This window comes from Amaricoccus sp. B4 (assembly GCF_043226085.1).
Classification (GTDB): Bacteria; Pseudomonadota; Alphaproteobacteria; order Rhodobacterales; family Rhodobacteraceae; genus Amaricoccus.
The window spans coordinates 1531961-1553891 of record NZ_CP171225.1; the positions used below are offsets into that span (position 1 = coordinate 1531961).

At 65.6% G+C, this 21931-nt stretch carries 17 protein-coding genes; 6 read left to right on the forward strand and 11 right to left on the reverse strand.

Going from position 1 to position 21931, the window contains the following annotated elements; genetic code table 11:
- Nucleotides 1-291 precede the first annotated feature (291 nt).
- On the forward strand, nt 292-1005 hold the full coding sequence (locus ACF66B_RS07450; RefSeq protein WP_111430751.1) for a hypothetical protein: 714 nt from the start codon (nt 292-294) through the stop codon (nt 1003-1005).
- A gap of 72 nt (nt 1006-1077) precedes the next feature.
- Here the strand turns inward: ACF66B_RS07450 and ACF66B_RS07455 are convergent, their stop codons facing one another.
- On the reverse strand, nt 1078-1563 hold the full coding sequence (locus ACF66B_RS07455; RefSeq protein ID WP_111430750.1) for a fasciclin domain-containing protein: 486 nt from the start codon (nt 1561-1563) through the stop codon (nt 1078-1080).
- A 772-nt stretch (nt 1564-2335) separates the two neighbouring features.
- Between ACF66B_RS07455 and ACF66B_RS07460 the strand changes: the two genes are divergently transcribed.
- The gene (locus ACF66B_RS07460) at nt 2336-3838 is read left to right on the forward strand and encodes a DUF1254 domain-containing protein (RefSeq protein WP_392664519.1); all 1503 of its coding nucleotides are present in this window, start codon (nt 2336-2338) and stop codon (nt 3836-3838) included.
- Nucleotides 3839-4829: 991 nt separating this feature from the next.
- On the opposite strand, the gene ACF66B_RS07465 is transcribed toward ACF66B_RS07460, so the two are convergent.
- Nucleotides 4830-5936, reverse strand: a complete 1107-nt coding sequence (locus ACF66B_RS07465) for an AraC family transcriptional regulator (protein WP_162683338.1) — start codon at nt 5934-5936, stop codon at nt 4830-4832.
- A 151-nt stretch (nt 5937-6087) separates the two neighbouring features.
- Here ACF66B_RS07465 and ACF66B_RS07470 point away from each other — a divergent pair, with 151 nt between their 5' ends.
- Nucleotides 6088-7695: a DUF1254 domain-containing protein gene (locus tag ACF66B_RS07470; protein WP_111430747.1), complete on the forward strand. Its 1608-nt coding sequence runs from the start codon at nt 6088-6090 to the stop codon at nt 7693-7695.
- A 144-nt stretch (nt 7696-7839) separates the two neighbouring features.
- Nucleotides 7840-8022 carry a hypothetical protein gene (locus ACF66B_RS07475; protein WP_111430746.1) on the forward strand — a complete coding sequence of 61 codons (183 nt, stop codon included), beginning with the start codon at nt 7840-7842 and terminating at the stop codon, nt 8020-8022.
- A gap of 480 nt (nt 8023-8502) precedes the next feature.
- Here the strand turns inward: ACF66B_RS07475 and ACF66B_RS07480 are convergent, their stop codons facing one another.
- Genes ACF66B_RS07480 through ACF66B_RS07515 form a run of 8 tightly spaced genes read right to left on the reverse strand, consistent with a single transcriptional unit; the run spans nt 8503 to nt 17701 of the window.
- A complete protein-coding gene (locus ACF66B_RS07480) occupies nt 8503-9054 on the reverse strand; it encodes a DUF2478 domain-containing protein (protein WP_111430745.1) in 552 nt (183 codons plus the stop codon).
- Between the two features lie 14 nt (nt 9055-9068).
- The gene (locus ACF66B_RS07485; protein ID WP_111430744.1) at nt 9069-9452 is read right to left on the reverse strand and encodes a cytochrome c family protein; all 384 of its coding nucleotides are present in this window, start codon (nt 9450-9452) and stop codon (nt 9069-9071) included.
- Nucleotides 9453-9477: 25 nt separating this feature from the next.
- Nucleotides 9478-11301: a glycosyl hydrolase gene (locus ACF66B_RS07490; RefSeq protein WP_392664523.1), complete on the reverse strand. Its 1824-nt coding sequence runs from the start codon at nt 11299-11301 to the stop codon at nt 9478-9480.
- On the reverse strand, nt 11298-12410 hold the full coding sequence (locus ACF66B_RS07495; protein WP_111430743.1) for a P-loop NTPase: 1113 nt from the start codon (nt 12408-12410) through the stop codon (nt 11298-11300). Before ACF66B_RS07495 ends, ACF66B_RS07490 begins: the two co-directional genes overlap by 4 nt.
- A 1-nt stretch (nt 12411) precedes the next feature.
- Nucleotides 12412-13197, reverse strand: a complete 786-nt coding sequence (locus tag ACF66B_RS07500) for a dimethylsulfide dehydrogenase (RefSeq protein WP_111430742.1) — start codon at nt 13195-13197, stop codon at nt 12412-12414.
- Nucleotides 13198-13206: 9 nt separating this feature from the next.
- Nucleotides 13207-13959: a molecular chaperone TorD family protein gene (locus tag ACF66B_RS07505; RefSeq protein WP_111430741.1), complete on the reverse strand. Its 753-nt coding sequence runs from the start codon at nt 13957-13959 to the stop codon at nt 13207-13209.
- A 3-nt stretch (nt 13960-13962) separates the two neighbouring features.
- Nucleotides 13963-14940, reverse strand: coding sequence for a 4Fe-4S dicluster domain-containing protein (locus tag ACF66B_RS07510; RefSeq protein ID WP_111430740.1), 978 nt, complete (start codon nt 14938-14940; stop codon nt 13963-13965).
- 28 nt (nt 14941-14968) lie between these two features.
- The gene (locus ACF66B_RS07515; RefSeq protein ID WP_111430739.1) at nt 14969-17701 is read right to left on the reverse strand and encodes a molybdopterin-dependent oxidoreductase; all 2733 of its coding nucleotides are present in this window, start codon (nt 17699-17701) and stop codon (nt 14969-14971) included.
- Between the two features lie 254 nt (nt 17702-17955).
- Here ACF66B_RS07515 and ACF66B_RS07520 point away from each other — a divergent pair, with 254 nt between their 5' ends.
- Nucleotides 17956-20292, forward strand: coding sequence for an ATP-binding protein (locus ACF66B_RS07520; protein WP_392664528.1), 2337 nt, complete (start codon nt 17956-17958; stop codon nt 20290-20292).
- Nucleotides 20289-21029 (forward strand): response regulator transcription factor, encoded by a 741-nt coding sequence (locus tag ACF66B_RS07525; RefSeq protein ID WP_111430737.1) that lies wholly within the window; start codon nt 20289-20291, stop codon nt 21027-21029. The genes ACF66B_RS07520 and ACF66B_RS07525 overlap by 4 nt, the downstream gene beginning before the upstream one ends.
- A 64-nt stretch (nt 21030-21093) precedes the next feature.
- Here ACF66B_RS07525 and ACF66B_RS07530 read toward each other — a convergent pair whose 3' ends face one another.
- Nucleotides 21094-21786, reverse strand: coding sequence for an IS6 family transposase (locus tag ACF66B_RS07530; RefSeq protein WP_392664828.1), 693 nt, complete (start codon nt 21784-21786; stop codon nt 21094-21096).
- Nucleotides 21787-21931: the final 145 nt, after the last annotated feature.

The following is a 21931-nucleotide window of genomic DNA, read 5'->3' on the forward strand; positions in this document are numbered from 1 at the left end:
CGATTTCCCGCAGTGCGGCAATCCCGCGCCGGCCATGCGGGACGTGAAGTTTCGCGGCGGTCGCGCGTTGCGGGGCGCGGGCGATCTGTTTCGACCTCTTCATCCCGGAGCTTCTCGCGGAAGGTTGCGACCCGGATGGAGATTGTTGCCGGCGATGGCTGGACGGGTTCGCCTGCAGCCCCAGCACAGAGGCGCAGGCAGGGGTTGAGAACATCCGGTCCTTCTGAGAGGTCAGACGCGCGCCTTTGCTGCACCTGAACACGCCCACATCACGACAATGGATATCTTGAGATGAATGACCGATCCGCCCGTCTGGCTATTCTGGCGCTGACGATCGCCTTTGCCGTATCACCGTTCCTGTCAAACGGCTTTGGTGGCTTCTATCCCGAGAGCTTCCCGGTACAGGTCGACCGCTGGCCCGCCCAGCCTGCGGGCTGGGCGTTTTCGATCTGGGGGGTGATCTATATCGGCCTGATCGCCTCCGCGGCCTGGGCGCTGTGGCGGCCCGCGACGATGCCGGCATGGAAGCACACGCTATGGCCCCTTGGCCTCAGCCTGTTCATCGGCGTCTTCTGGATCGATGCCGCGATGAATTCTCCGGTGCTGGCGACGGCCATGATCCTGCCCATGGCGGCGGGAGCTGTGCTGGCCATGTACCGCGTGGGGAGCGGCTGGCGGGAATGGGGGTCTCTTGGCCTCTATGCCGGCTGGCTCACGGCGGCCTCTGGTGTAGCCGTTTCGGTGGTTCTCACGGGGTACGGGATCCTGCCGCCGCGCGTTGCGGCAATCCTGCTGATATTGCTGGTGATGGTTGTCTCGGTCGCGGTTGCGGCGGCCCGGCCGCGCGTCTGGACCTATCGCGCCGGGGTGGTCTGGGCGCTGATCGGGGTGATCGCCGCCAATGTCGTTGCGGGGGATCGGTTGATCGTCGGCCTGTGCGTGCTGGGAATCGCGGTGCTTGTTGGCATGAACTTCGTACTGTCCGCGCGGAAGAAAGCGGTCTGAACCCGGCCGCATCCCGCCCGGAAGGCCCCGGGCTTGATGCCCGGGGCTTTGGCCGTGGTCGCCCGGCCGCGATCAGTTTGCCGGAGGCATGATCACCTTGTCGATGACGTGGATGACACCGTTCGACGCCGCGATGTCGGGGCCGGTGATATTGGCGTCATTGACCTTGGGCCCGCCGTCCAGCGAAAACGTGACATCGGCGCCCTGAACGGTGGCTGCACTCATGCCCTCGGTCAGGTCCGAGGACATGACCGCCCCCGGGACAACGTGATAGGTCAGGATAGACACCAGCTGATCCTTGTTCTCGGGCATCAACAGCGTGTCGACCGTGCCTTCGGGAAGCGCGGCGAAGGCCTCATCCGTCGGCGCAAAGACAGTAAACGGGCCGTCGCCCTTCAGGGTCTCCACCAGCCCGGCCGCCTCAACGGCGGCAACCAGCGTCGAGAAATCGCCGGCCGCCACAGCCGTATCGACGATATCGGTGGATGCGTCCTGAGCGAGGGCCGAGCCCGCCATCAGGACCGACGCTGCCGTCGCCATCATGACCTTGCGCAACATTTCAATTCTCCCTTGTTTCAATCCGAGGTCTTATGAAAAGGGCGGTCGTCCGCTGCCCTTCCATCAGGTTACGGAGGCTGGTGACCATCGGATCACCAATTGCCGTTCAGGAAAACTTGATCCGCGGAACCGGGCCCGTCATGGCGCGTGCAGGGTGTCGCGTGTGGAAACCGGGATGGACACCGTCCTGATCCATGGCGCCCCCCCAAGCCCCTGCACGCATTCCACAGGAGCGGCCCAGCCGGAGCGAGCGCGGCGAGCGGCTGGCCGGCAACGGGCGGGAAGCGGCGCCGACCGGAGCCTCCCGCGGCGCGGTCAAGCCGGGCAAACATCCCGGTTTGGGACACATGGGCGCCCGGAGACCGATCGTCCGGGTCGATCGCCCTGCCCTCCGACGCGCGCGTCAAGGGCGCAGCAGCGGTGGCAACCGGGCGAGAACGGTGGCCCGAGGCTGGAGAGGTGCGGCACGTGCGCGCATTGCAAAGGATGTCCCCCAGAAACAAGTGCCGCAAAGCCTACGGCTGTATGTTCTGCGCGAGCCTTCGGATTCGGGCCGGAGACTGCCAAAGAGACTCGGGAGATTGCCCATGAAGATTTCCACCCTGTCGCTGTCGCGACGCTCCCGTCCGGCCTCGAAATCCGCAGCCGGCGTGCTCGCTGCCAACGGATGCGCATCGCCGGTTCGAATGCTTGATCTGACACATGTTCCGCCAGCGCGATCCCGCCTAGCGTCGGACGTGGCTCCCAAGAAATGGAGACTGGGACTATGCTCATGAAGGTTAGATTTCTCGGTGCCGTCTCGGCTGTCGCGCTGCTCGTGACATCCGCAGCGGCCGAAAACTACAAGATGACGACGGATGTAGCCCCAGGCGTCGCGAGCCCTGAGCTCCTCGAGACGTCGATCGGCCTGCTGCGGCTGGAGGACGGCGTTCCGACGGATTGGTCGACCGACAAGATCTACGACAATCTCGACCGGTCGCGGGCGCTTCAGGCCTATCTGCTGGCCATCCCCATCGTGAACCAGGTCTCGATGCGGAATACGCTGAAGGAATACGGCCCCCTGAACACGACCGACGTGATCTGGGAAGACCTGGTGGATTCAAAGACCATCGAACTGACCGCCAACGACAACGTCGTCTACAGCTTCATCTGGCTCGACACGACCGACGGGCCGCTGGTGGTCGAGACCCCGCCGGACGTGCTCGGGCTGATCGATGACATGTGGTATCGCTGGGTGGCCGACGTGGGCATCACCGGCGCGGACAAGGGCAAGGGCGGGAAGTACCTGCTCCTGCCACCCGGCCATACCGGCGACGTGCCCGACGGTTATTTCGTCGTCCGCCCCACCACTTATGGTAACTGGATGCCGTTCCGGTCCTTCCTGAACGCGGAGGGCGATCCCAAGCCGGGGGTGGAGAAGGTCAAGGAGACGCTGAAGATCTATCGCCTCGGCGAGGCGGACAGCCCTCCGGAGATGAAATACGTGAACCTCTCGGGCGAGCCGTCGAATTTCGTCGCGCCGCAGGACTACTCGTTCTGGGAACTTCTGAACGAGGCGATCCAGGAGGAACCGTCGACCGGGTCCGATCCGACGACGCTGGGCCTCTTCGCCTCGCTCGGCATCGAGAAGGGCAAGCCCTTCGCGCCGGACGCGCGGATGAAGAAGATCCTTGCCGACGCCGCGAACGTGGGGGCGACGACGGCCCGCGCCCTCGGCTACCGGATGCGTGAGCGGGACGGTTACATCTATCCGGACGGCAACTGGCGCAAGCCGTTCTTCGGCGGCTACAAGTTCGAAGTGTCGCCGGGCGTCGCCAATCTGGACGGCGCTGCGTTCTTCTACTTCCTCGCCACCGGCGTCACGCCCGCGATGGCCGAGAAGATGGTGGGCGAAGGTTCGCAATATCCCTGGACCGCGCTCGATGCCGACGGCAACCCCTTCGACGGGGGCAAGACCTACAGGCTGCATCTGCCGAAGGACATCCCGGCCAAGCGGTTCTGGTCGGCCATCGTCTACGACACCCAGACCCGGTCGATGCTGCAGACCGATCAGCGGTTCCCGAGCGTCAGCAGCCAGAACAAGGACGTCAAGGTCAACGACGACGGGTCCGTCGACGTCTACTTCGGGCCAGCGGCGCCAGACGGCATGGAGAACAACTGGGTCCAGACCATCCCCGGCAAGGGCTGGTTCATGATCCTGCGCCTCTACGGCCCCTTGGAGACCTGGTTCGACCAGACATGGCGGCCGGGCGAGATCAGTCTGGTAACGAATTGAACAGGGATCTTCCGCTGGCAGGCCATGGTAGCGACCTCATGCACGCCTGAAGCGGAGATATGAAAGGAGAAAGGCACGCCCTAGTTGCGACGTGGTGCTCGGTCCCGCTTCTGATCGGCCCGGCCGGCGCGAAGGCCTCAGCGCAAAGCGCTGGCAAGCCGGCGTCTCCGAGCACCGCCACCGCCATCCCGGGCAATCGGCTGCCACCGCGCCACGGCATCCGATGCCGCACGCTCAAGGGCTTCATCACATACGCCCCTCGCAGCGGCGTTGTCATGTTGCCCAGTCGGGGCCATGAGGATATGGCGGCAGGAATGGGCCTTGGTAGCTCCGGAGATGTCGTCGGCCAGCATCGCGAAGGAACGCGCGACAATCAGATCGTTCCCCGATCCGTCCAGTGCCCGTTCGACATTGCACCGGGCTACGGGCACGAAGTCTGTTTGTCATCCGAGATTTCCGGAAGGGTATGCGCTGGGGTCGCTGATCTTGCGCGCGCCCGCAACGGCTTGGGGACCGGCCGCCACTGCACCATTCTCCCGACCGCCCTGAGCCGTCGTGTCGTTCTGCGCTGCCGGATCTTCTCGCGAAAAAGACGATGCCACGAACGCAGCAACCTCTTGTATTTTCGCGGTTGTTTCTCGCCGTTCTGTGACTATCGAGGCGCGCTCGAAGAGAGAAGCGGGCCGTATGGAGGCCCAATCCTCGTCGGTCCCCAGCCTCCGAAGGATAGATAGGTTCGCCGATGCCTTTTAAGCAAAAAAGGCCCAACTCGGGGCCTTCCGACAGATTCGATGTCTGAATATGGCGGAGGGAACGGGCCTGACCTCCAGCCCTTTCTGAGATATAAGTAAGCGTAATATATTATTTATTTTTGGTCAGACATGTCATCAGCCCAAGCCTCCTGCCGGCTGGAATGCGGTTGTGGAACCGGGCGGTTGCGACTGAAAGGTGTGGCCATCGGATCGACCGGGCCGCGCTGAAGCTGATGTGCTCATTTGCCGTCGCGCCGCTGCAGAACCCCTTCGAGGTTGCGGCGAAAATCTTTCGGAGCCAGACCGGTCGCCTTGCGGAACGCCCGCGCGAAATTCGCCGGGGCCGAGTAGCCGAGTTCGGTCGAGATTTCCGTTATCGACACTCTCGTTCCAGACAGGAGCTCCTTGGCGCGCTCGACACGGATGGAGTTCACCATTTCGCGGAACTCCAATCCATCGCGATCAAGACTGCGTTGCAGCGATCGGACGCTGGTGCCGAGCGCCCGGGCCGTACTGTCGATCGAGACTTCGCCCGACAGGACCTGTGCCCAGATCTGCGCTCGGACGACCCCCCGGAAATCCTCGAGGCTCGCAGGTTGAAATCGGGCGCGGGCCAGGTCCTCGAACGTAATCAGTTGCGCCTTCGGTCGCCGCACCGCTGGCCGATCCATCATACGGGCGTCGAAGCTGATGGAGATGGCCGCCGCGTCGAATGCGACCGGGCAGGCAAAGACGTCTTCAAAGACCGCCGCCGCACGGCGAGGCCGCGGAATGTCCAATTCCAGCAGGAGGGGCTTCCAGTCGACAGGCAGAAAGGTTCGAAGCAGGTTCAGCAGGACGCCGGCGGTGCCGTTGGCAACGTGAGCGTAGCCGGGGTTTTCCCGGCCAGCGTTGATGTAGCTTGCTCGCGCCAAGCCTCCTTCGACCGAGACCTCCATCCGATCGCCCCGGCTGTGATAACCCAAGGTGGAAATCGCCCGTGCGAGGGCGTCACGCAGTGTCTCGGCGGCCAGCACATAGTCGCCCCAGAGGCCATAACGGTCAATCGAGAGATGCGGCGCCATCAGCAGCCCAAGGTTGGCCTCGCCCGTCCGCCTTTCGACCTCATCCAGAAAGCCGGTCATCGTCGCGTGTGGGATGAAGCAGTCCTGGCCTTCGATCGACTCGATATCGAGCATCGCCGCGCGGTTCGCCTGCCTCAGGACCTTGTCGCCAAACGTGTGTCGAACGAGTGCCGGAATGCCCGCCATCACCGCGACGGAGACGACCGGCGCAGGTCTTGCTCTGAAGCCCCGCGAGAACGTTTTTTCGGCGACTGGCGTAAAATGAGTGGCGGGACCATTCACGGACTGCACCTTCACAAACTTGCAGCGGACGTCAGAGCTTCCGTTCGGGGGGGGGCGCTGGCTCTTTAGAATTGTTTGTGCGTCGGCGAGTTGCAAGCCGCCATGCACGGTCCGTTATCGCGCGGACAGCAGATACCGGAGAACGAACCCTATGCTAAAACAATGGCCGATCATTGTCGTGGCGGTCTGTGCCCTAGCGGCACCGCTACACGCGCAGAGCGAGGCTGAAATCCCGCCGTCGGTGTTCACTCCTGATCTGGTCGAGACCTCACGCGGTGCATTCGAGTTCAGGGACGGCGTTCCGACCGACGAGACGGCTCGGGCGCTTTATGACCAGCACGACTTCACCTTTGCCTATCGCGCCTTCATGGACACCCTGCGCGGGGTCAGCATCCGCGCCCTCCGCCGCGGCATGGAGGAGGCCGGCGTCAAGGAGAACGAGGTGATGGTGTTCTCCGAGTTGATGGATGCGAACTCCCTGTTCCTCACCCCGAACGCCGACACGATCTACGTCATGGGCTGGCTCGACCTCAGTGACGGCCCGGTGGTGATCGAATCGCCGCCCGAGTTCCTCGGCATCGTGCAGGACGCCTGGTTCCACTGGGTGACCGACATGGGCAACCCCGGCCCCGACCGCGGTCTCGGCGGCAAGTACCTGATCGTGCCGCCGGGCTACGAAGGCAAGCTTCCGGAGGGTGGCTACTTCGTCGCCCATGCCGGGACCACCGGGATTCTCTGGTTCGGCCGCTCCTTCCTGAAGGACGGCAGTGACCCGCGGCCTTCCGTCGACATGATCAAGGCGCACACGAAGGTCTATCCCTACAAGCCGGGCGGTTTCGGCACTTCGATCGCCGAGTTCCTCGCCGGTGACGCCACGCTCGGAAGGATCGCCGAGCCACCGGCGACCGTCTTCCACGAGGGCAGCGGCAAGGTGATGAACACGTTGCCGCCGAACGACTGGAGCTACTTCGAGATGCTGAACGAGGTGGTGCAGGACGAGCCCGCGACCTCGCTCGACGTCGAGCTGATGGGCCCGCTCGCCGCCCTCGGCATCGTCAAGGGGCAGCCCTTCGCGCCGGACGCGCGCATGAAGGGAATCATGACGGACGCCGTGGCGGTGGCGAATGCCGCGTCGCGCAACCTCTTTCTGAACCCGCGGGACCCCGACTGGTTCTATTATCCGGACTCGTCGTGGTTCAACATGCTCTTCGAGAGCGGCTACGAGTTCGAGACACCAATCCCGGAGATCACGTCGGAAGGCGCGAAGCCGTTCCCGCCGACCGGCTACCGGCAGATGGACGCCCGCACGGCCTTCTTCTACGGCATTACCGGGATCACGCCGGCGATGGCGATGCGGCTGACCGGGGTGGGCTCGCAATACCTCCTGACCGCGCGAGATGCTGACAGGAACTACTTCGACGGGGCCAGGACCTACAAGGTTACGCTGCCGAAGGGGATCCCGGAGGCGAACTTCTGGTCGCTGACGGTCTACGACAACCAGACCCGCTCGATGCTGGCGACGCCGCAGCGCTATCCGCGGGCGGGCAGCCAGAGCTACCCCTCGCCCGCGGCGGAAGCCGATGCCGACGGCTCGACCACGATCTGGTTCTCCCCCGCCCAGCCGGAGGGCGTCGGCCGGGGCAACTGGATCCAGACCGATCCGGAGAAAGGCTGGTTCGTGGGCCTGCGCCTCTACAGCCCGCTCGAGCCCTTCTTCGACAAGAGCTGGCGGATCAGCGAAATCGAACTGGTGGAGTAAGGCAGGAAAACGGGTGGCACCGCGAGCGTGCCACCCGGCGCTGTATCTGAAGCCGGTGGATACCAAACGAAATCAGTCGCTCTGGGAGATGGTATCGTGGGGCTATCAAGGCAAAACCCTGGAGGACGCCCCTACTGGCAGCGCATGAACGACATGCCGCTGTCGTGCCAGCCTGCCCCAGACAGCGCGGTGACCGAGGCGGGTGTGAATGGCCGATATTTCCCGGCTATCGACAATCACGAAGTCTGGGACGATCCGTCCATCGAAGGCTTGCTTAGCGCCACCCCCTATCTCAAGGACCTGAGTGTGTCCGCCGCGACGACATGATCTGCACCTATGACTTCGGGGGCGTGCGTTTCAGCACGCTCTGGACCAGGAAGGCCGATCGTGACTCGGCCTTGGCTTGGGACGCGACGGCACCCGTCTATCACAAGCAGCTCGAGCAGTTGAAATCCTGGCTGGACGACGCAGGCGGCGGCGCATCAAGACTTCGCCCGCCTCGACCATCTCGCGGAAGATCAGTGTCTGCAGACCGTAGAAGTGGAGCTGGCCGCCCGCATTGCGCTCCGCCGTCCAACATTAGAAGAGTGCGTGGACCTTGCGGCCCAGCCTGTCGTCGCCGCTCTCGGTGCCGGCACGATGCCAATGCTGATGGTGTTATTGACCAGCATCGCAAGGCCTTGGACGGGTGCGGATCTTCGCGCACGAGGTTGCGCACGGGAGCTCCGCCACGCTGATCTCGGTATCCCGGCATACGCCGGCCCTCCGTCAGCCGCCCCGTCATGCTTCTTCATACAGGGACGCCACCTACCCCACTGCGTCGACACAGCCCAAGTTGCTCTGACATCGCCCGGCGGAGCGTTCCACGCGCGAGGTCCAGGCAAGGAGAGCCTCCTCGGTCGCGCCCAGACGGCAGCCCGCGCCTCCGGTGAAGGTCAGGAAGGCAGGCCGGTTGAGGGCGTTCAGCCCGGTCAGGACCGGGATCCCGCGCGCGACGGCCTCGGCGATGACCGGGCGAAACCCGCGACCGGCGGCCTCGTGCTTGCCGAACTTGTTCAGGATCAGCAGGTCGGCGCCAGCCGCAAGCGCGGACGCGACCAGCCCGACCGCCTGTTCGAGCGCCGCCATGTCCAGCCTGCAACCGCGGGCGCCCGCACCGAGGTTCTGGGAAATGCGGATCACCGCGCCTTCCGGTAGGATGCGGATGTCCATGTCGCACTTGCTTGCCCCGGGACGGGTCGTATTGGTCTGAACGGCGCCGGCAAGGCGGGCGCCCCGCGCTGCCAGGGTCCGGGCCGTGCGGGCCAGCAGGGCATCGGTCTCGCCGCCCGATCCCGCCATGACATAGCCGATCTCCATCCCTGCCCTCCGGGTCAGGGATTCTGCTGAAGATAGGCGATCACGTCGGCGATCTCGTCGTCCTTCTTCAGGCCGGCGAAGGTCATCTTGGTGCCCTTGGCAAACTCCTTGGGGTTGTGCAGCCAGGCGGTGAGGTTCTCGTCGGTCCAGACCGCCCCGTCCGCTCCCTTGGCCTTGAGTGCGTCCGAATAGGCGAACCCGTCATCGCGGCCGGCAATCGGGGCGCCGACGACGCCATTCAGCTCGGGGCCGACCTTGTTCTTGGCGCCTTCGCCGATGTCGTGACAGGCCTTGCACTTGCGGAAGACCTTCTCGCCCTGGGCAGGATCGCCATCGGCGCTGGCGGCGAGCGAAGAGAGGCCGACGGTGACGGCCGCGAGGATCAGGACGGTGCGCATGAAGGTGCCTTTTCAGGTTGAGGGTCTAGGATTGCCGCCGGCACAGCACTGTGCCCCGGTCGCCCGCCGCCAGGACACGCGGCCCGGCGGCGCTGACGGCGCGCAGGCCGCCCTCGAAGCCCGTGCGGTCTGCCTGCCAGTGGCGGCCGTCGAAGACCATCGCGGACCCGGCGGTGCCGACCGCGACGGTCGTCGCGCCGTTGCCGTCGATGGCGAGAAGGTCGTGGCGCGCGCGCGCAGGTGTCGGCTGCCAGCTTCGCCCGTCGAAATGGCAGATCGTGCCCGAGAGACCGACGACGAAGATATCGTCCAGCGCCGTGCCGCAGACGTCGAAGAGGAAATTCTCGGTGCCTGAGCTGAATTCCTGCCAGGCGGTGCCGTTCCAGCGCAGCACCAGACCATAGTCGCCCACTGCCAGCAGGTGGTCGCGGTCGAGCCCCCAGAGGCCGTAGAGGGCCGAGCGGGTGCCCGAGACCATCCGCGTCCAGTCCTGCCCGTCCCAGCGCAGGATCAGCCCCTCGTCCCCCGCGGCGATGACAGTGCCGGCGCCGTCGCTCCACAGCGCCATGATGGTGACGTCGAGCTTGAGGTCGAAATGCATGCGCCAGTGCGTGCCGTCGAAGTGGTGGATCTCGCCCAGTTGCCCGGCGGCCAGAATCCCGCCGTCATCCGCCGCGGCCAGCGCATGCAGGCCAAGGGTGCCGGCGGGCGGCAGCCTCTCCCAGCCCGCACCGTTCTGGATGAGGACGGTGCCTTCTTCGCCGCAGGCATAGGCGGCGCCTGTTTCGGGGTGCTGCCAGACGCCCCAGAGCTGGCGGTCGGTGCCGGTCTGCATTCTGTCCCAGATCGGTGCCGGTGCGGCTTGTACGACAGGGGCGGCTGTGGCCTTGGTACCACCGGCGAGGAGCGTGGCGAAGTCGCCGACGGCAAGGACCTCGCCCGTGGCGCTGACATCGAGCCCGAGGAGGTCGTGCAGGGTGGCAGCGGCGAGCGGGGTGACGGTATCGCCGCGAATTGCGGCGCTGAAGCCGCGGTCGCCCACCGCCAGAGCGCCGCTGCCCAGCGCGCGCAGGGTACGGAGGCGGGGCGCGCCGGGGCCGGGGTCGAGCTTGTGGAACGCCTCGCCATCCCAGCGCAAAAGGTCGCCGCGGAAGCCGCCGGCCCCGATGAAATACCGCCCGCCGGCGAGGAGCACATGATCCGGCGCCAGCGCCAGCGCCGACTGGACCGTGGTGGCGACCGGGCAGGATTGCGGCGACCAGCGGCCGTCGCGGTCGCGGATCAGCACGGTCCCGTTGGCACCCGCCGCCAGCACGCGGCCATCGCCCAGCGCGGTGACGGCGCGCAGGTGGAACGAGGTGCCCGAGTCCTCGGGCAGCCAGCCCTCGCCGACGTCGCTGAGGATGACGCCGTTGTCGCCAACCGCCCAGAACCGGCCCTCGGCATCGCTGGCGACGCCGAAGAGTGGCGTGTTTTCGGCATCGGCGGCATATCTGCCGTCCGCGCCCTCAAGGCAGCCGCGTTCCAGCGTCCAGTCCGTGCCGTCGAAACGCCAGATCGCCCCCATCCAGCCGACCGCGACCAGCTGGCCGGCGGCATCGCTGGCGAAGGCGTGGACCGGCGTGCGGGTGCTCAGTTGCGTCCGGCTCCAGGCCGCGCCATTGAGGCGCAGGACGATCCCGTCGTCGCCGCCGACGAACTGGCCGTGCGGGCATGAATGGACCGCCCAGAAAACGTCGCCGGGCTGGGTCGGGGCACCTTCCAGCGCTTGCCAGCCGGTGATTGGCGGGCTGGCGGCGGCCTTGCCGCGCAGGAGGCCGCGGCGGGAAATCGTCGTCGCTTCGCTCACCGCTTGCCCTCCGCCGCTTCGGCCGCACTGTGCAGACGGCGGCTCTCGCCCTCCAGCATCCGGGCCAACTCCCGGCTCACCACCTCGCGGTCCTGCCCGCCGATCGCGGCAAGGGCGCGCTCCATCTCCTCGTCTGCAAGGTTCTTCTCGAAGACCTCGTCGAGGCCCCGGGCAACCGTGCCGCCGAAGTCGCGCCGGCCGAGCGCCGCGCAGGCATCGATGACAGGGCCAAAAGCGTCGGCGACAGGGACGCTGCCGTCCAGCACCACCGGCCGGCCATGATCGGAGCCGGCGGCAAGCGCCGGGTCGAGCGGCAGTTGGGCGAGGCTGGCGATCCCGAGCTCGGCGAGACGGCCAGCAAGGCCCGCATCGGGGAAGATATGAAAGGCGCCCTGGCAATGCGGGCAGGTTACGCCGGCCATGTTCTCGACGCAGCCGATCACCGGCAGGCCGCGTTCGGCGCAGAAACGGGCGGCTTTGAGGCTGTCCATCTGGGCGACCGCCTGCGGGGTGGTGACCAGAAGAGCCGAGGTGTTGCAGCCTTCGAGGAGGTCCGTCAGCGTGATGAGCTCGTTGCCGGTGCCGGGCGGCATGTCGATGATCAGGAAGTCGAGCTGGCCCCAGTCGAAGGATCCCACCAGGTGGTGGATGAAATCGTGCTTGAAGGCGTCACGCCAGACCACCGGCGACTCGTCGCTTTGCAGGAGGAAGGCGAGCGAGCCGACCTTGACCGGATAGGTCAGCGCCGGGTCGGAGAAGTCCTTGGTTTCAAGGCCGTGCCTGTCGACCCTGACATGGGCGCCTGCAAAGCCGAAGAACCGGCTCTGGTTCGGGCCGTGGATGTCGGCGTCCGCCATGCCGGTGCGGAAGCCCTGGGCGGCAAGGCCGGCGGCGAGGTTGGCGGCGACGGTGCTCTTGCCCACCCCGCCCTTGTTCGCCAGCACCAGGATGATCTGGTCGATATGGCTCAGCCGCGCTTCGACCAGCTTTTGGTTGTGGCTGCGCTTGTTCAGCTTGCAGGTCTGCTCCTGCGGGCAGAACCCGCAGGCATGGCCGAGGCCGCAGTCCTCGCCCTCTTCGTCCGGCAGCTTCAGGTTCGGATGCGCCATGTCAGTTCCCCACCGCCGGCGGCGCCGGGGGCTTCATGTCGGCGATGATCCAGTCCGCCGAGACCAGCTTCAGCCCGTCGCGCTGCTTGTCGGCGCCCTGCCAGATGGCGAAGGCCACCGGGATCGTGTCGCGGTCGAAGCTGACCTGATACTGACCCTCGTCCTTCAGGGGCCGCGACATCACCACGATCCATTCGCTGTCGTCGGGGTTGGAGCCGGTGGTATAGGCGCTGCCCCCGGTGACGGGCTGCTCATCGAGCCGGGTGATGCTGCCCGGGCCGCCGGCGGCGAGCGATTCCACATGGTTGTCGTCGGGGTGCCAATACCAGATGTTGACCGCGCTTTCCGGAGAGTCCCCCATCATGTAGGACGTGTACTCGTCATTGTCCGAGAACTCGATGGCCGCGCCGTCACGGAACTTGTCGCGCTCGGTCGAGATGTTCTTGGTCGGATCGGCCCAGCGGAGGCGGACGTAGAAGCGGTCCGAGGTCCGGGCGAGCTGGAAGACCAGGTTCTGTTGCGGATAGTCTTCGCTGTAGCGGATCTCGACCGAGGGATGGACCGGCGGCGCCAGCGCCATGTCGACGCGGTATTCCGGCACCCGCATCCAGATGATGTCGTCGGGATCGTTGATGGTGCGCAGGAAGATCTTGTCGGGGATCTTGGTGACGGGCACCGTGTCGCCGGGCTCGATCAGCTTGATATTACCTTCGTTCAAGCTCTGGGCGGCGAGAGGCTGGGCCGCCAGAAGCGCTGCGGCGATCACGGAAATCCTAAGTCCGGGCATGGTCTCCTCCTAACCCCAGAGATTTGTGTTGGCCGCTTGCGGGACGGAGCTCTGCTCGCGGTCCGTGGCCGAGCGGTAGGGGCCAACGCGGGCTTCAAGCTCGGCGATCTGGACGCGCGCCAGCTCGTGCAGGTCGCGGATCAGGCGGGCGAGCGTGGCATCGAGCACCCGGCCGGCGGGCCTGTGGATCGCGGCGCCGACCAGCGCCAGCAGCGGCTCGATGTAGCGGGCGAGGAAATCCCGCTGCGCCCGGCGCAGCGGGGCGGGGTCCCGGGCCTCGGCAATTGCCCGGGCTTCGAGATGGGCGAGGACGGCCATGAACTCGAGAAGGCAGGCGAGGTGGTCGGGCTCGTCCACCTTGCCTTCGTCACCGGTGGCCTGTTGCAGACCGAAATGGCGGTAGAAGGCGGCGGTGTTCAGCATGAAGGTGGGGCGGGCCAGACCGCCCAGGATCTCCTCGTGCTCGCCAGCCAGAAGAGAGGTCAGGCGCTTGCCGCCGGGGCCATGCTCGAAGGCCGCGATGTAGCCAGCCTCCAGCGCGGCGAAGCTTTCGGATGGCGCCTCGCGCGGCCAGGGTCGGCCGGTGAGCTGGGTCCAGGCGGTATCGAAGGCGGCGTGGAAGCTGCCATCCACGAGCGCGTCCTGGAACGGCTCGATCGGGTGGCCGAAGGCCAGGGCGGCGAGGCGCCAGAGCGACTCCTTGGCCTGCGCCCTTTCGGCGCTTTCGCCATGCGGCAGCGGGGGGCGGGTGAGAACTGACATCGCCTAGCTCAGCTTGAACATTTCGGCGTGGCGATAGCCGATCAGGGTATCCATCAGCTCGCTGTCGGTGCCGGCCTGCTTCTTGGCGCGTTCCGTCTTGAGCGTCGCCAGTGACCCGACGACCGCCTCGCCGAAGAGGCTTTTCAGGTAGTCCAGCGGCACCCGGGTTTCCTCGGTTGGCTCGCCCTCGCTGTCGATCCGCGGTGGTGCCATCGGCGGCACGTAGAAGACGTTCGGCTGGGTGCCGAATTCTGGATGCAGCGGGATCGCCACCTTGTATTTCTCGACCAGAAGGTGGATCGGCCCGGCCTCGTCGTCGCGGTAGCCGATCCAGCGGATCCGGCCGACGCATTGCTTGGCACAGGCCGTCGGCAGGCCCTTCTCGATCCGCGGATAGCAGAAGATGCATTTCTCGGATTTCGAGATCTGCTCGTTGAAATAGACCTTCTTGTAGGGGCAGGCGGTGACGCAGTAGCGATAACCGCGGCAGCGTTCCTGGTCGATCAGGACGATGCCATCCTCCTGCCGCTTGTAGATGGCGTTGCGCGAGCAGGCGGCAAGGCAGGCCGGGTTGGCGCAGTGGTTGCAGAGGCGCGGCAGGTAGAAATAGTAGCTGTTGGGATATTCGCCCCGGCCCTCGTCCTCGTCCCAGTTGGCACCCCAGGTGGGCTTGACGTTGGGCCGCAGCCAGGGGTCCGTCCCGGTCATCAGCGCCTGATCGTAGTTGTATTCCCAGGGGATGCCGTAGTCCTCGGCCGAGGGCGTGATGCCGATCTTCAGCGCCCCGTCCTCGTCGAAGCCGCCCCCCGAATTCTGGTAGTTTCGCGGATAGCCCTGTCCCGGATGCGTCTCGACGTTGTTCCAGTACATGTATTCGCGGCCGTTGCGGTTGGTCCACATGAGCTTGCAGGCCGAGGTGCAGGTCTGGCAGCCGATGCACTTGTTCAGGTCGAGGACCATGCTGAGTTGACGTTTGACCATTGGAGGTCTCCCAATTCCTGTCGCCGGCTCACACGGCTTCGATGTCGACGCTGTTCTCGTGTGCAAGCTGGTTGGCGTTCCAGTGCCAGAGCGCGAAATTCAGGTGCCCCCAGCCCCCGACCAGCTCGAGCGGCTGCAGCAGGGTCGCCATGCAGGCATTCATCGGGCGCCAGTTCGGGAACTGGTGCGGTTCCCAGCCATGCTCCATCATGATCGTGTCGCCGGGCAGGCTGGGATAGAACTTGGCCTGCGCGTAGAAGTCGCTGATCTCGTTGAAGACCCGAACCTGCGCGCCGTCCTTGATGCCCTTGGCCGCCGCCAGATTGGGGTTGATGTAGATATTTGGCTCGCCCCGTTGCAGGCGCATCATGAACTTGTTGCTGCGCCAGTTCGAATGGATACCCCAGCGGGTATGCGGCGAGAAGAACTGCAGCGGATAGTTCGATGCATCCCTGCCGGCATGGTGGCGCGCGGTCGGCACCGTGGCGCCCAGTTTCACGAAGCGGGGGTGATCGACGAAGAACGTGATCCGCCCTGTCATCGTCTTGTAAGGCTCCTTGCCCTCGGTCTGGCCGACGAAGGCATGGTAAGGCTCGTCCGGCTTCAGCGGATGGGTTGGCCCCGCGGCCTCGCCCATCACGAAGAAGCCGCGCTCGACCCCTTCCTCCAGCGTGGCTCCGTTGAACTCGGGGCCATTCTCGACGAGCCATTTGGTGGCATCGTAGTCGGTCATCAGCGTGCCGCCCATGGTGTAGTCGTCATGGATGGTGTCGAAGTCGCGTGTGACGTCGCCGTCCTGGTACTTGCTGATGCCGCGCGCCTTGGCGCGTTCCTGGATCTTCAGGGTCAGAAGCTCCATGATCTCCCAGTCCGATTTCGCCTCGCCGATCGGCTCCACGGGTCTGGAGAACACGTTGACGAAACGGTGGAAGGCGACGGAGCGCAGGTCCCAGGCCTCGTAATGGGACGCCGCCGGCAGAAGGTAGTCCGCCCATTGCGCGGTCGAGTCCATGCGGATGTTGATGTCGACGAACAGTTCCTCGACCTCGGCGAGGATCCTCTCGCGGTAGGCTTCTGCGCCCTTGTTGCGGCGGAACTTGTTGTCGGCGATCGAGATCAGTCCCTTCATGTCACCGAAGTAGGGCATCCAGCCCTCGTTGATCGACTCGTCGATCATCTCCTGCAATTCGTCGAGGTCGAAGCCGGTGCGGGCCTTGAGCTTCGCATTGTCGTAATGCGCCCGGGATTGCTCCATCATCCCGCCGCGAACGAACTCGCCCAAACCGCCCGCCTCCAGCCGCGGGAACTTCTTGAAGTCGGCCAGCGCCAGCTCCAGCCATTTCGGCTGATTCCACTCGATCCACGAGGTGTCGAGGCCGCCGGTCTTGCCACCGTGCCCGGTCAGCGCCAGCATCAGGGTCAGCGCCCAGCTGGTGTAGATGCCATTCGAATAGCGCCCGACGTTGAAGCCGGTCATCAACAGCGCCTTCTTGGCCTTCGCGAAGGTCTCGGCTTCGGCGCGGACCACCTTGGCGCCGACGCCGGTGACCGAGGCGGTCTCCTCGGGCGGGAACTTTGCCGCTTCGGCCTTCACCATCTCGAAGACGGTGGTGACGGGGATCTCGCCGACCATGAAGGTGCCTTCGAGGGCAGGATCGACCTCGCCAAGCTTGAGGGTCTTGTCCTCCGACCCCATCGAGCCCTTCACCTTGACCGGCTTCCCGGTCTTTGCATCCCAGTGGTAGAACACCTCGGCCGAGCCGTCCTCCTCGACATCGGCCTCGCGTAGCAGCATGCCGGTATCGGTGCGGACCAGGATCGGCAGGTCGGTCTGCTCCTTCATGAAGGCTTCGTTGTAGAGCTTGCCCTCGATGATGACGTTCACCATCGACATGGCCAGGAACGGATCGGCGCCCTGCTTGACCGGCAGCCACAGATCGGCGTGAATCGACGAGGGATTGTAATCTGGCGCCACCGAGACCACCCGCGCGCCGTTCCACTTGGCTTCCCAGATGAAATGGGCGTCCGGGATACGCGTGACGTTCGGATTGAACAGTAGCATCATGATGTAGTCGGCGCCGAACCAGGCGTCCGAGGTGAAGCTTTCCAGCGCGTTGCCATAGGCCAGATGCGCGCCGGTATTGAGGTCACCCACATCGGTGAAGATATCGAGCTGCACGCCGCCGACCAGCGAGGCGAAGCGGTAGGGCGCTGCCAGCCGAACCATCGACTGGTTGCCCGAGCCGGTATGCGTCATCAGCTTGCCGGGACCGTATTTCTCGTAGATGTCGATGACCTTGTCGGCGATCTCCTCGGTTGCCTGATCCCAGCTGATCCGCTGCCACTTGCCCTCGCCACGCTCGCCGGCGCGCTTCATCGGGTAGCGCAGGCGGTCAGCCTCGTACATCGAGGTGGAATGGACCGAGCCCTTCTGGCAGCCGCGCGGGTTGGCATCCGGTATCGCCGAGTTGATCTGCGGATACTTCGCCAGCTGCTCTTCGCGGATGACGATGCCGTCCTTGACATAGATGTCGAAGGCGCAGTTACCGAGGCAGTTGATGCAATGGGCCGCCTTGCCGATCTTGTCCCAGGTGAATTCGTTGCGGTAGAGATCCTCCCAGTCGCGGTAGGGATACTCTTCCGTCAGCGTTTCGCCGATCGGCTCCAGCCTGTTCAGCGCCCAGCCGCGGTTCGCGGCGAAAAGGCCGGCTCCTGCCAGCGACGCACGCTTCATGAGTTCACGGCGTGTCCAACGAAGCATGTTCCCTCCCTCGCCGCGTGCATCGCCGGTTTCATCCTCGGGCGGGATGGTCCTGCCGGCGCTGCCGCGGCCTGTTGTTTAGTCTTCAGGCAGCCTAGAACGGCGGAAGGGCCCCGGTGTTTGAGGTGATGTATTAGTTTGTAGGCGGTTTGTAACAGTTTTGCCCTGCGCGCTTGCCGCGCCGCCTGCTCAACGCCTATCGTCAGGACAAAAGGAGCCTTGGAGCTTGGCTGTCGTTGCCGGCCGGGAAAAAAATGATGCACGGACGGGAGGACGTCTCGCAATTTTTCGAGCGGCGCAGCAGCGCCCTCGTTGATGCTGCGATCGCCTGCGCCAAGGCCACCGGCTACGCGCGCTACACCACGACGATCCGCGCGGCCTGGGTCGAGGCCGTCGCCTCGGTCAACGAGGGGCTGGCCGAATACCTGCCTCGCGCCGAGACTGCTTCGGCGGAACCGAAGGCGCAGGTCAACTACGCGGCCGATCCCCGCTTCGTCCGGATGCGCGAGGTGGCCGAGCGGCACCGCGGCTACGGCGCGACACTGCAGCTCTACCTGGGTTTCTTGAAGCACTTTCGCGAGCTCTATCTCGAAGTGCTTGGCCCGGCCGGCGGCGATGCCGACAAGGCGCTGGCCCGAGACCAGGTGCGCGGCTTCTTCGATCTGGCCGAGCTCAGCATCGCTGCCGCCTGGGCGGACGTCAGCGCCGACGTGCGCCTGCGCGACCTGCAGGCCCGCAACCGCGCCGTGACGCTGGAAAAGGACCGCTATTTCTCGGTGTTCGAAAGCCTGCGCGATCCGGCTTTCCTCCTGGACCGGGAGCGTCGGCTGATCACCGGCAACCAGGCGGCGGCCGAGCTTTTCGTGGGCGAGGCGGCAGCCGGCGAGATCGTCTATCTCAGCGCCATGCGGACGCGCCGCCTCCCGCTGGAAGAGGCGCTGAGCGGTCTCGACCTCTGGAACCCCGACCGACCCGAGGGGGTGGACGCACTCTGGCTCGACACCCGCCTTGGCCGCCTTTGTTTCGATCTGCGTGTCCGGCAGCTGCACGATTCGGTCGAGAACATGCGCCTGGGCTATGTCGCGATCCTGCACGACGTGACCGAACACCGGCGCGCCACCGACGAGGCGCAGCGGGCGCAGCGGGCGATGTCGCAGTTTCTGGCCACCATGAGCCACGAGATCCGGACCCCCCTGCACGGGGTCCTCGGCGCCACCGAATTGCTGCACGACGCCGGGCCGGACGAATTTGACGGCTATCTCGATGCCATCGAAGTCGCCGGCCGGCACCTCCTACAGACCCTGAACAAGGTTCTGGACTATTCGCGCCTCGAAGCCCGCCCGCCCACGCCGACGACCCGGCCGATCAATCTGCATGCGGCGCTCAGCGACTACCGGGGCTTTGCCGCCACCCTGGCACAGAATGCCGGGGGCGACTTTCACCTGAAACGCTCGGCACGGCTGCCAAAGGGGGTCGAGATTGATTGGGAGATGACCCAGCAGGTCCTCACCAATCTGGTCTCCAACGCGGTGCGCTACAGCCGCGGCGCCGTGACGCTGACAGTCGGCAGGCGGGCCGGCCCCCCCGCCCTGCTGCGCTTCGAGGTGGCCGACGATGGTCCGGGCGTCGCCCCGGAAGTCGCCAAAACACTGTTCGAACCCTTCGGCGCCGTCACGCCTGGCCGCGGCGCCACGTCGGGATCTGGCCTCGGCCTTGCCATCTCGCGCCGGTTGGTCACGGCGATGGGCGGCAGCATCGGCATGGCCGGCCACAGGGGCGGAGCCACCTTCTGGGTCGAGCTGCCGTTGGCCGTGGCAAAGGCGCCCAGCCCAACCGCTCGCCTTCCTGCCTCCAGCCTCGCGCAGGCCGAAACACCGGGCGCGCTGCGCTGCCTCGCCGTCGACGACGACACGGTCAGCCTCTTCGTCACGCTCGAACATCTGCGCCGGCTGGGCATCGAGGCAAGCCAGGCCGGCACCATGCGGGCGGCGCTGGCGCTGGCTGACCGGCAGGACTTCGACCTCTTCGTCCTCGACTACCACCTCTCCGATGGCGACGGGGTGGACCTGCTGGCCGAATTGCGTCGCCGCGGCAAGATCCACAGCGGCACGCGCGCCGTCGCGCTCACCGCCAATGCCGAGCTGATCGCCGCGCAAGGCGGCGGCGTTGCACAGTTTGACGCTATCATCGCCAAGCCGGCCAATGCCGATGCACTGCGCAAGGCGTTGCGCGAAGAGAATGCCAAGGCAGGCGCGCCGCCGGGTCCCTGGCTCGAGGGGGTATCTCCCGGCATCGTCAGGGCCATGGTCGACGCCTTTGAAAATCAGTGGGATAGCGACCATTCCGCCTTCGTTGCCGCGCTCGACGCGCGCAATCCAGCCGAAGCCGCCCAGATCGCGCACCGACTGGCCGGCAGCTGCGCCGCTCTGGGCTTTGCCGATATCGCCGAGGCGCTGAAGGGGTTCGAAGCCAGCTGCCGCTGCGGCCTGCAGCCGCCCGAATTCACGCTGTGGCAGCACCGGCTGATGCCGATACTGGCCGCAGCACCCGCGCGGGCGCTGCGGCTCGCCGAGACGCAGGCGCTGCCATGACCCGCGAGCGCAACCGCATCCTGATCGTCGACGATGACGCCGTGACCCGTGCGATGCTGCGGGGCCTGCTAACCGAGGCCGGCCACCAGGTCGGCGAGGCCCGGTCCTCGGACGAGGCCAAGGCGGCGCTGCGCAATGCCTGGTGGGATCTGGTGCTGCTGGACCGGCGGTTGCCGGACGGCGACGGCCTCGTGCTGATCCGGCGCATCCAGGAAAGCTGCGACTGCCCTATCATCGTGCTGTCGGTGATGGGCGACGAGCACGACCGCATGCTGGGTCTGGGCCTCGGCGCGGTGGACTACATCTCGAAACCATTCAACGCCAACGAGATCCGTGTGCGGATCCGCAACCTTCTGGTCACCGACCGGCGGGTGCTGCAGGCGGCGATGGGCAGCCCGATCCAGCACGGCCCCTTCTGCTTGCGGCCGGCGACACGGCAGTTGCAGACCGCCAGCGGGACACAGCGCCTCAGCCCATCGGAGACCAGACTCCTGGCGATCTTCCTGACCCACGCCGGCCAGGTGCTGGAGCGCAAGCGCCTGACGCCGGGGGTTTTCGGGCGCGACTGGTCCTACGAGGATCGGGCGATCGACGTCCTCGTCGCCCGATTGCGAAAGCGGATCGAGCCGGACCCCAAGAATCCGCGCTGGATCGTGACGGTTCATGGCGACGGCTATTGCTTCGCCGAGGACGCTGCCGAAAGCGAGGCCCTGGTGTATTCGAACCAGCCCGCCTGAGCGTGGGGACGGCGGCACTGTCACGGTAATTCTCTGTGGCCGGCAGCACCTCCTGGAGGCAGCCTCAGGCCGCCACGATTTCACGCCACTCGGCCGACGCCCTGGCGCGGAGTGTTCTCAGTGTGCTGCGGGAAATCAGATGACGCTGGACGTCGATGTGGTTGGAGATGGCGGCGTGGGAGGAGAGGAAGCGCTGGGCCGATCCGGGCGACCTAAATCGAATTTGCGGCCGCTCTCGGCGTCGGGTCGGCTGATGCGAAACCTCTGCTCGGTTGTTGGACCGGCCGCCAGTCAGATGCCGGTCGGCCAGGTCCAACTCTCGTAGGGTTGCGCCGTACGATCGAAGCCGATCCGTCACGATCGCACTGGGAATTTGGCCTTGGCGCTTAAACAGTTTTCGAAGCAATTTCAGCGCCGCCTTCCGGTCGCGCTTCGGTTGGACCAAGACATCAAGCACTTCGCCCTCGTCATCCACCGCGCGCCACAGATATACAGCCTTGCCGCCGATCTTGAGGAAAACCTCGTCTAGGTGCCATCGATCCGAAGGCCGTGGTCCGCGCCGTCGAATACGCTCAGCGAAAACTTGGCCGAATTTCAGCACCCATCGCCGGACGGTCTCATAGGAGACATCAATGCCACGCCCGGCGAGTATATCCTCGACATTGCGGTAGCTGAGCGCAAACCGAAAGTAGAGCCAAACTGCATGCTGGATGATGGCAGGCGCGAACCGGTGACGGGCGTAGGAAAGTGGGCGCAGGCCGATTTCTACCGCCGGCTTCCCGCGAACGCTACATGGTTTACGTGACAGCGCCACCGAGAGTCTTAGCTAACAGCGAGCTGCAACTTGTGATATACTACAAGCTATCGGTGCGCGCTTGACGGTGAGGCGGTCATTGATCCAG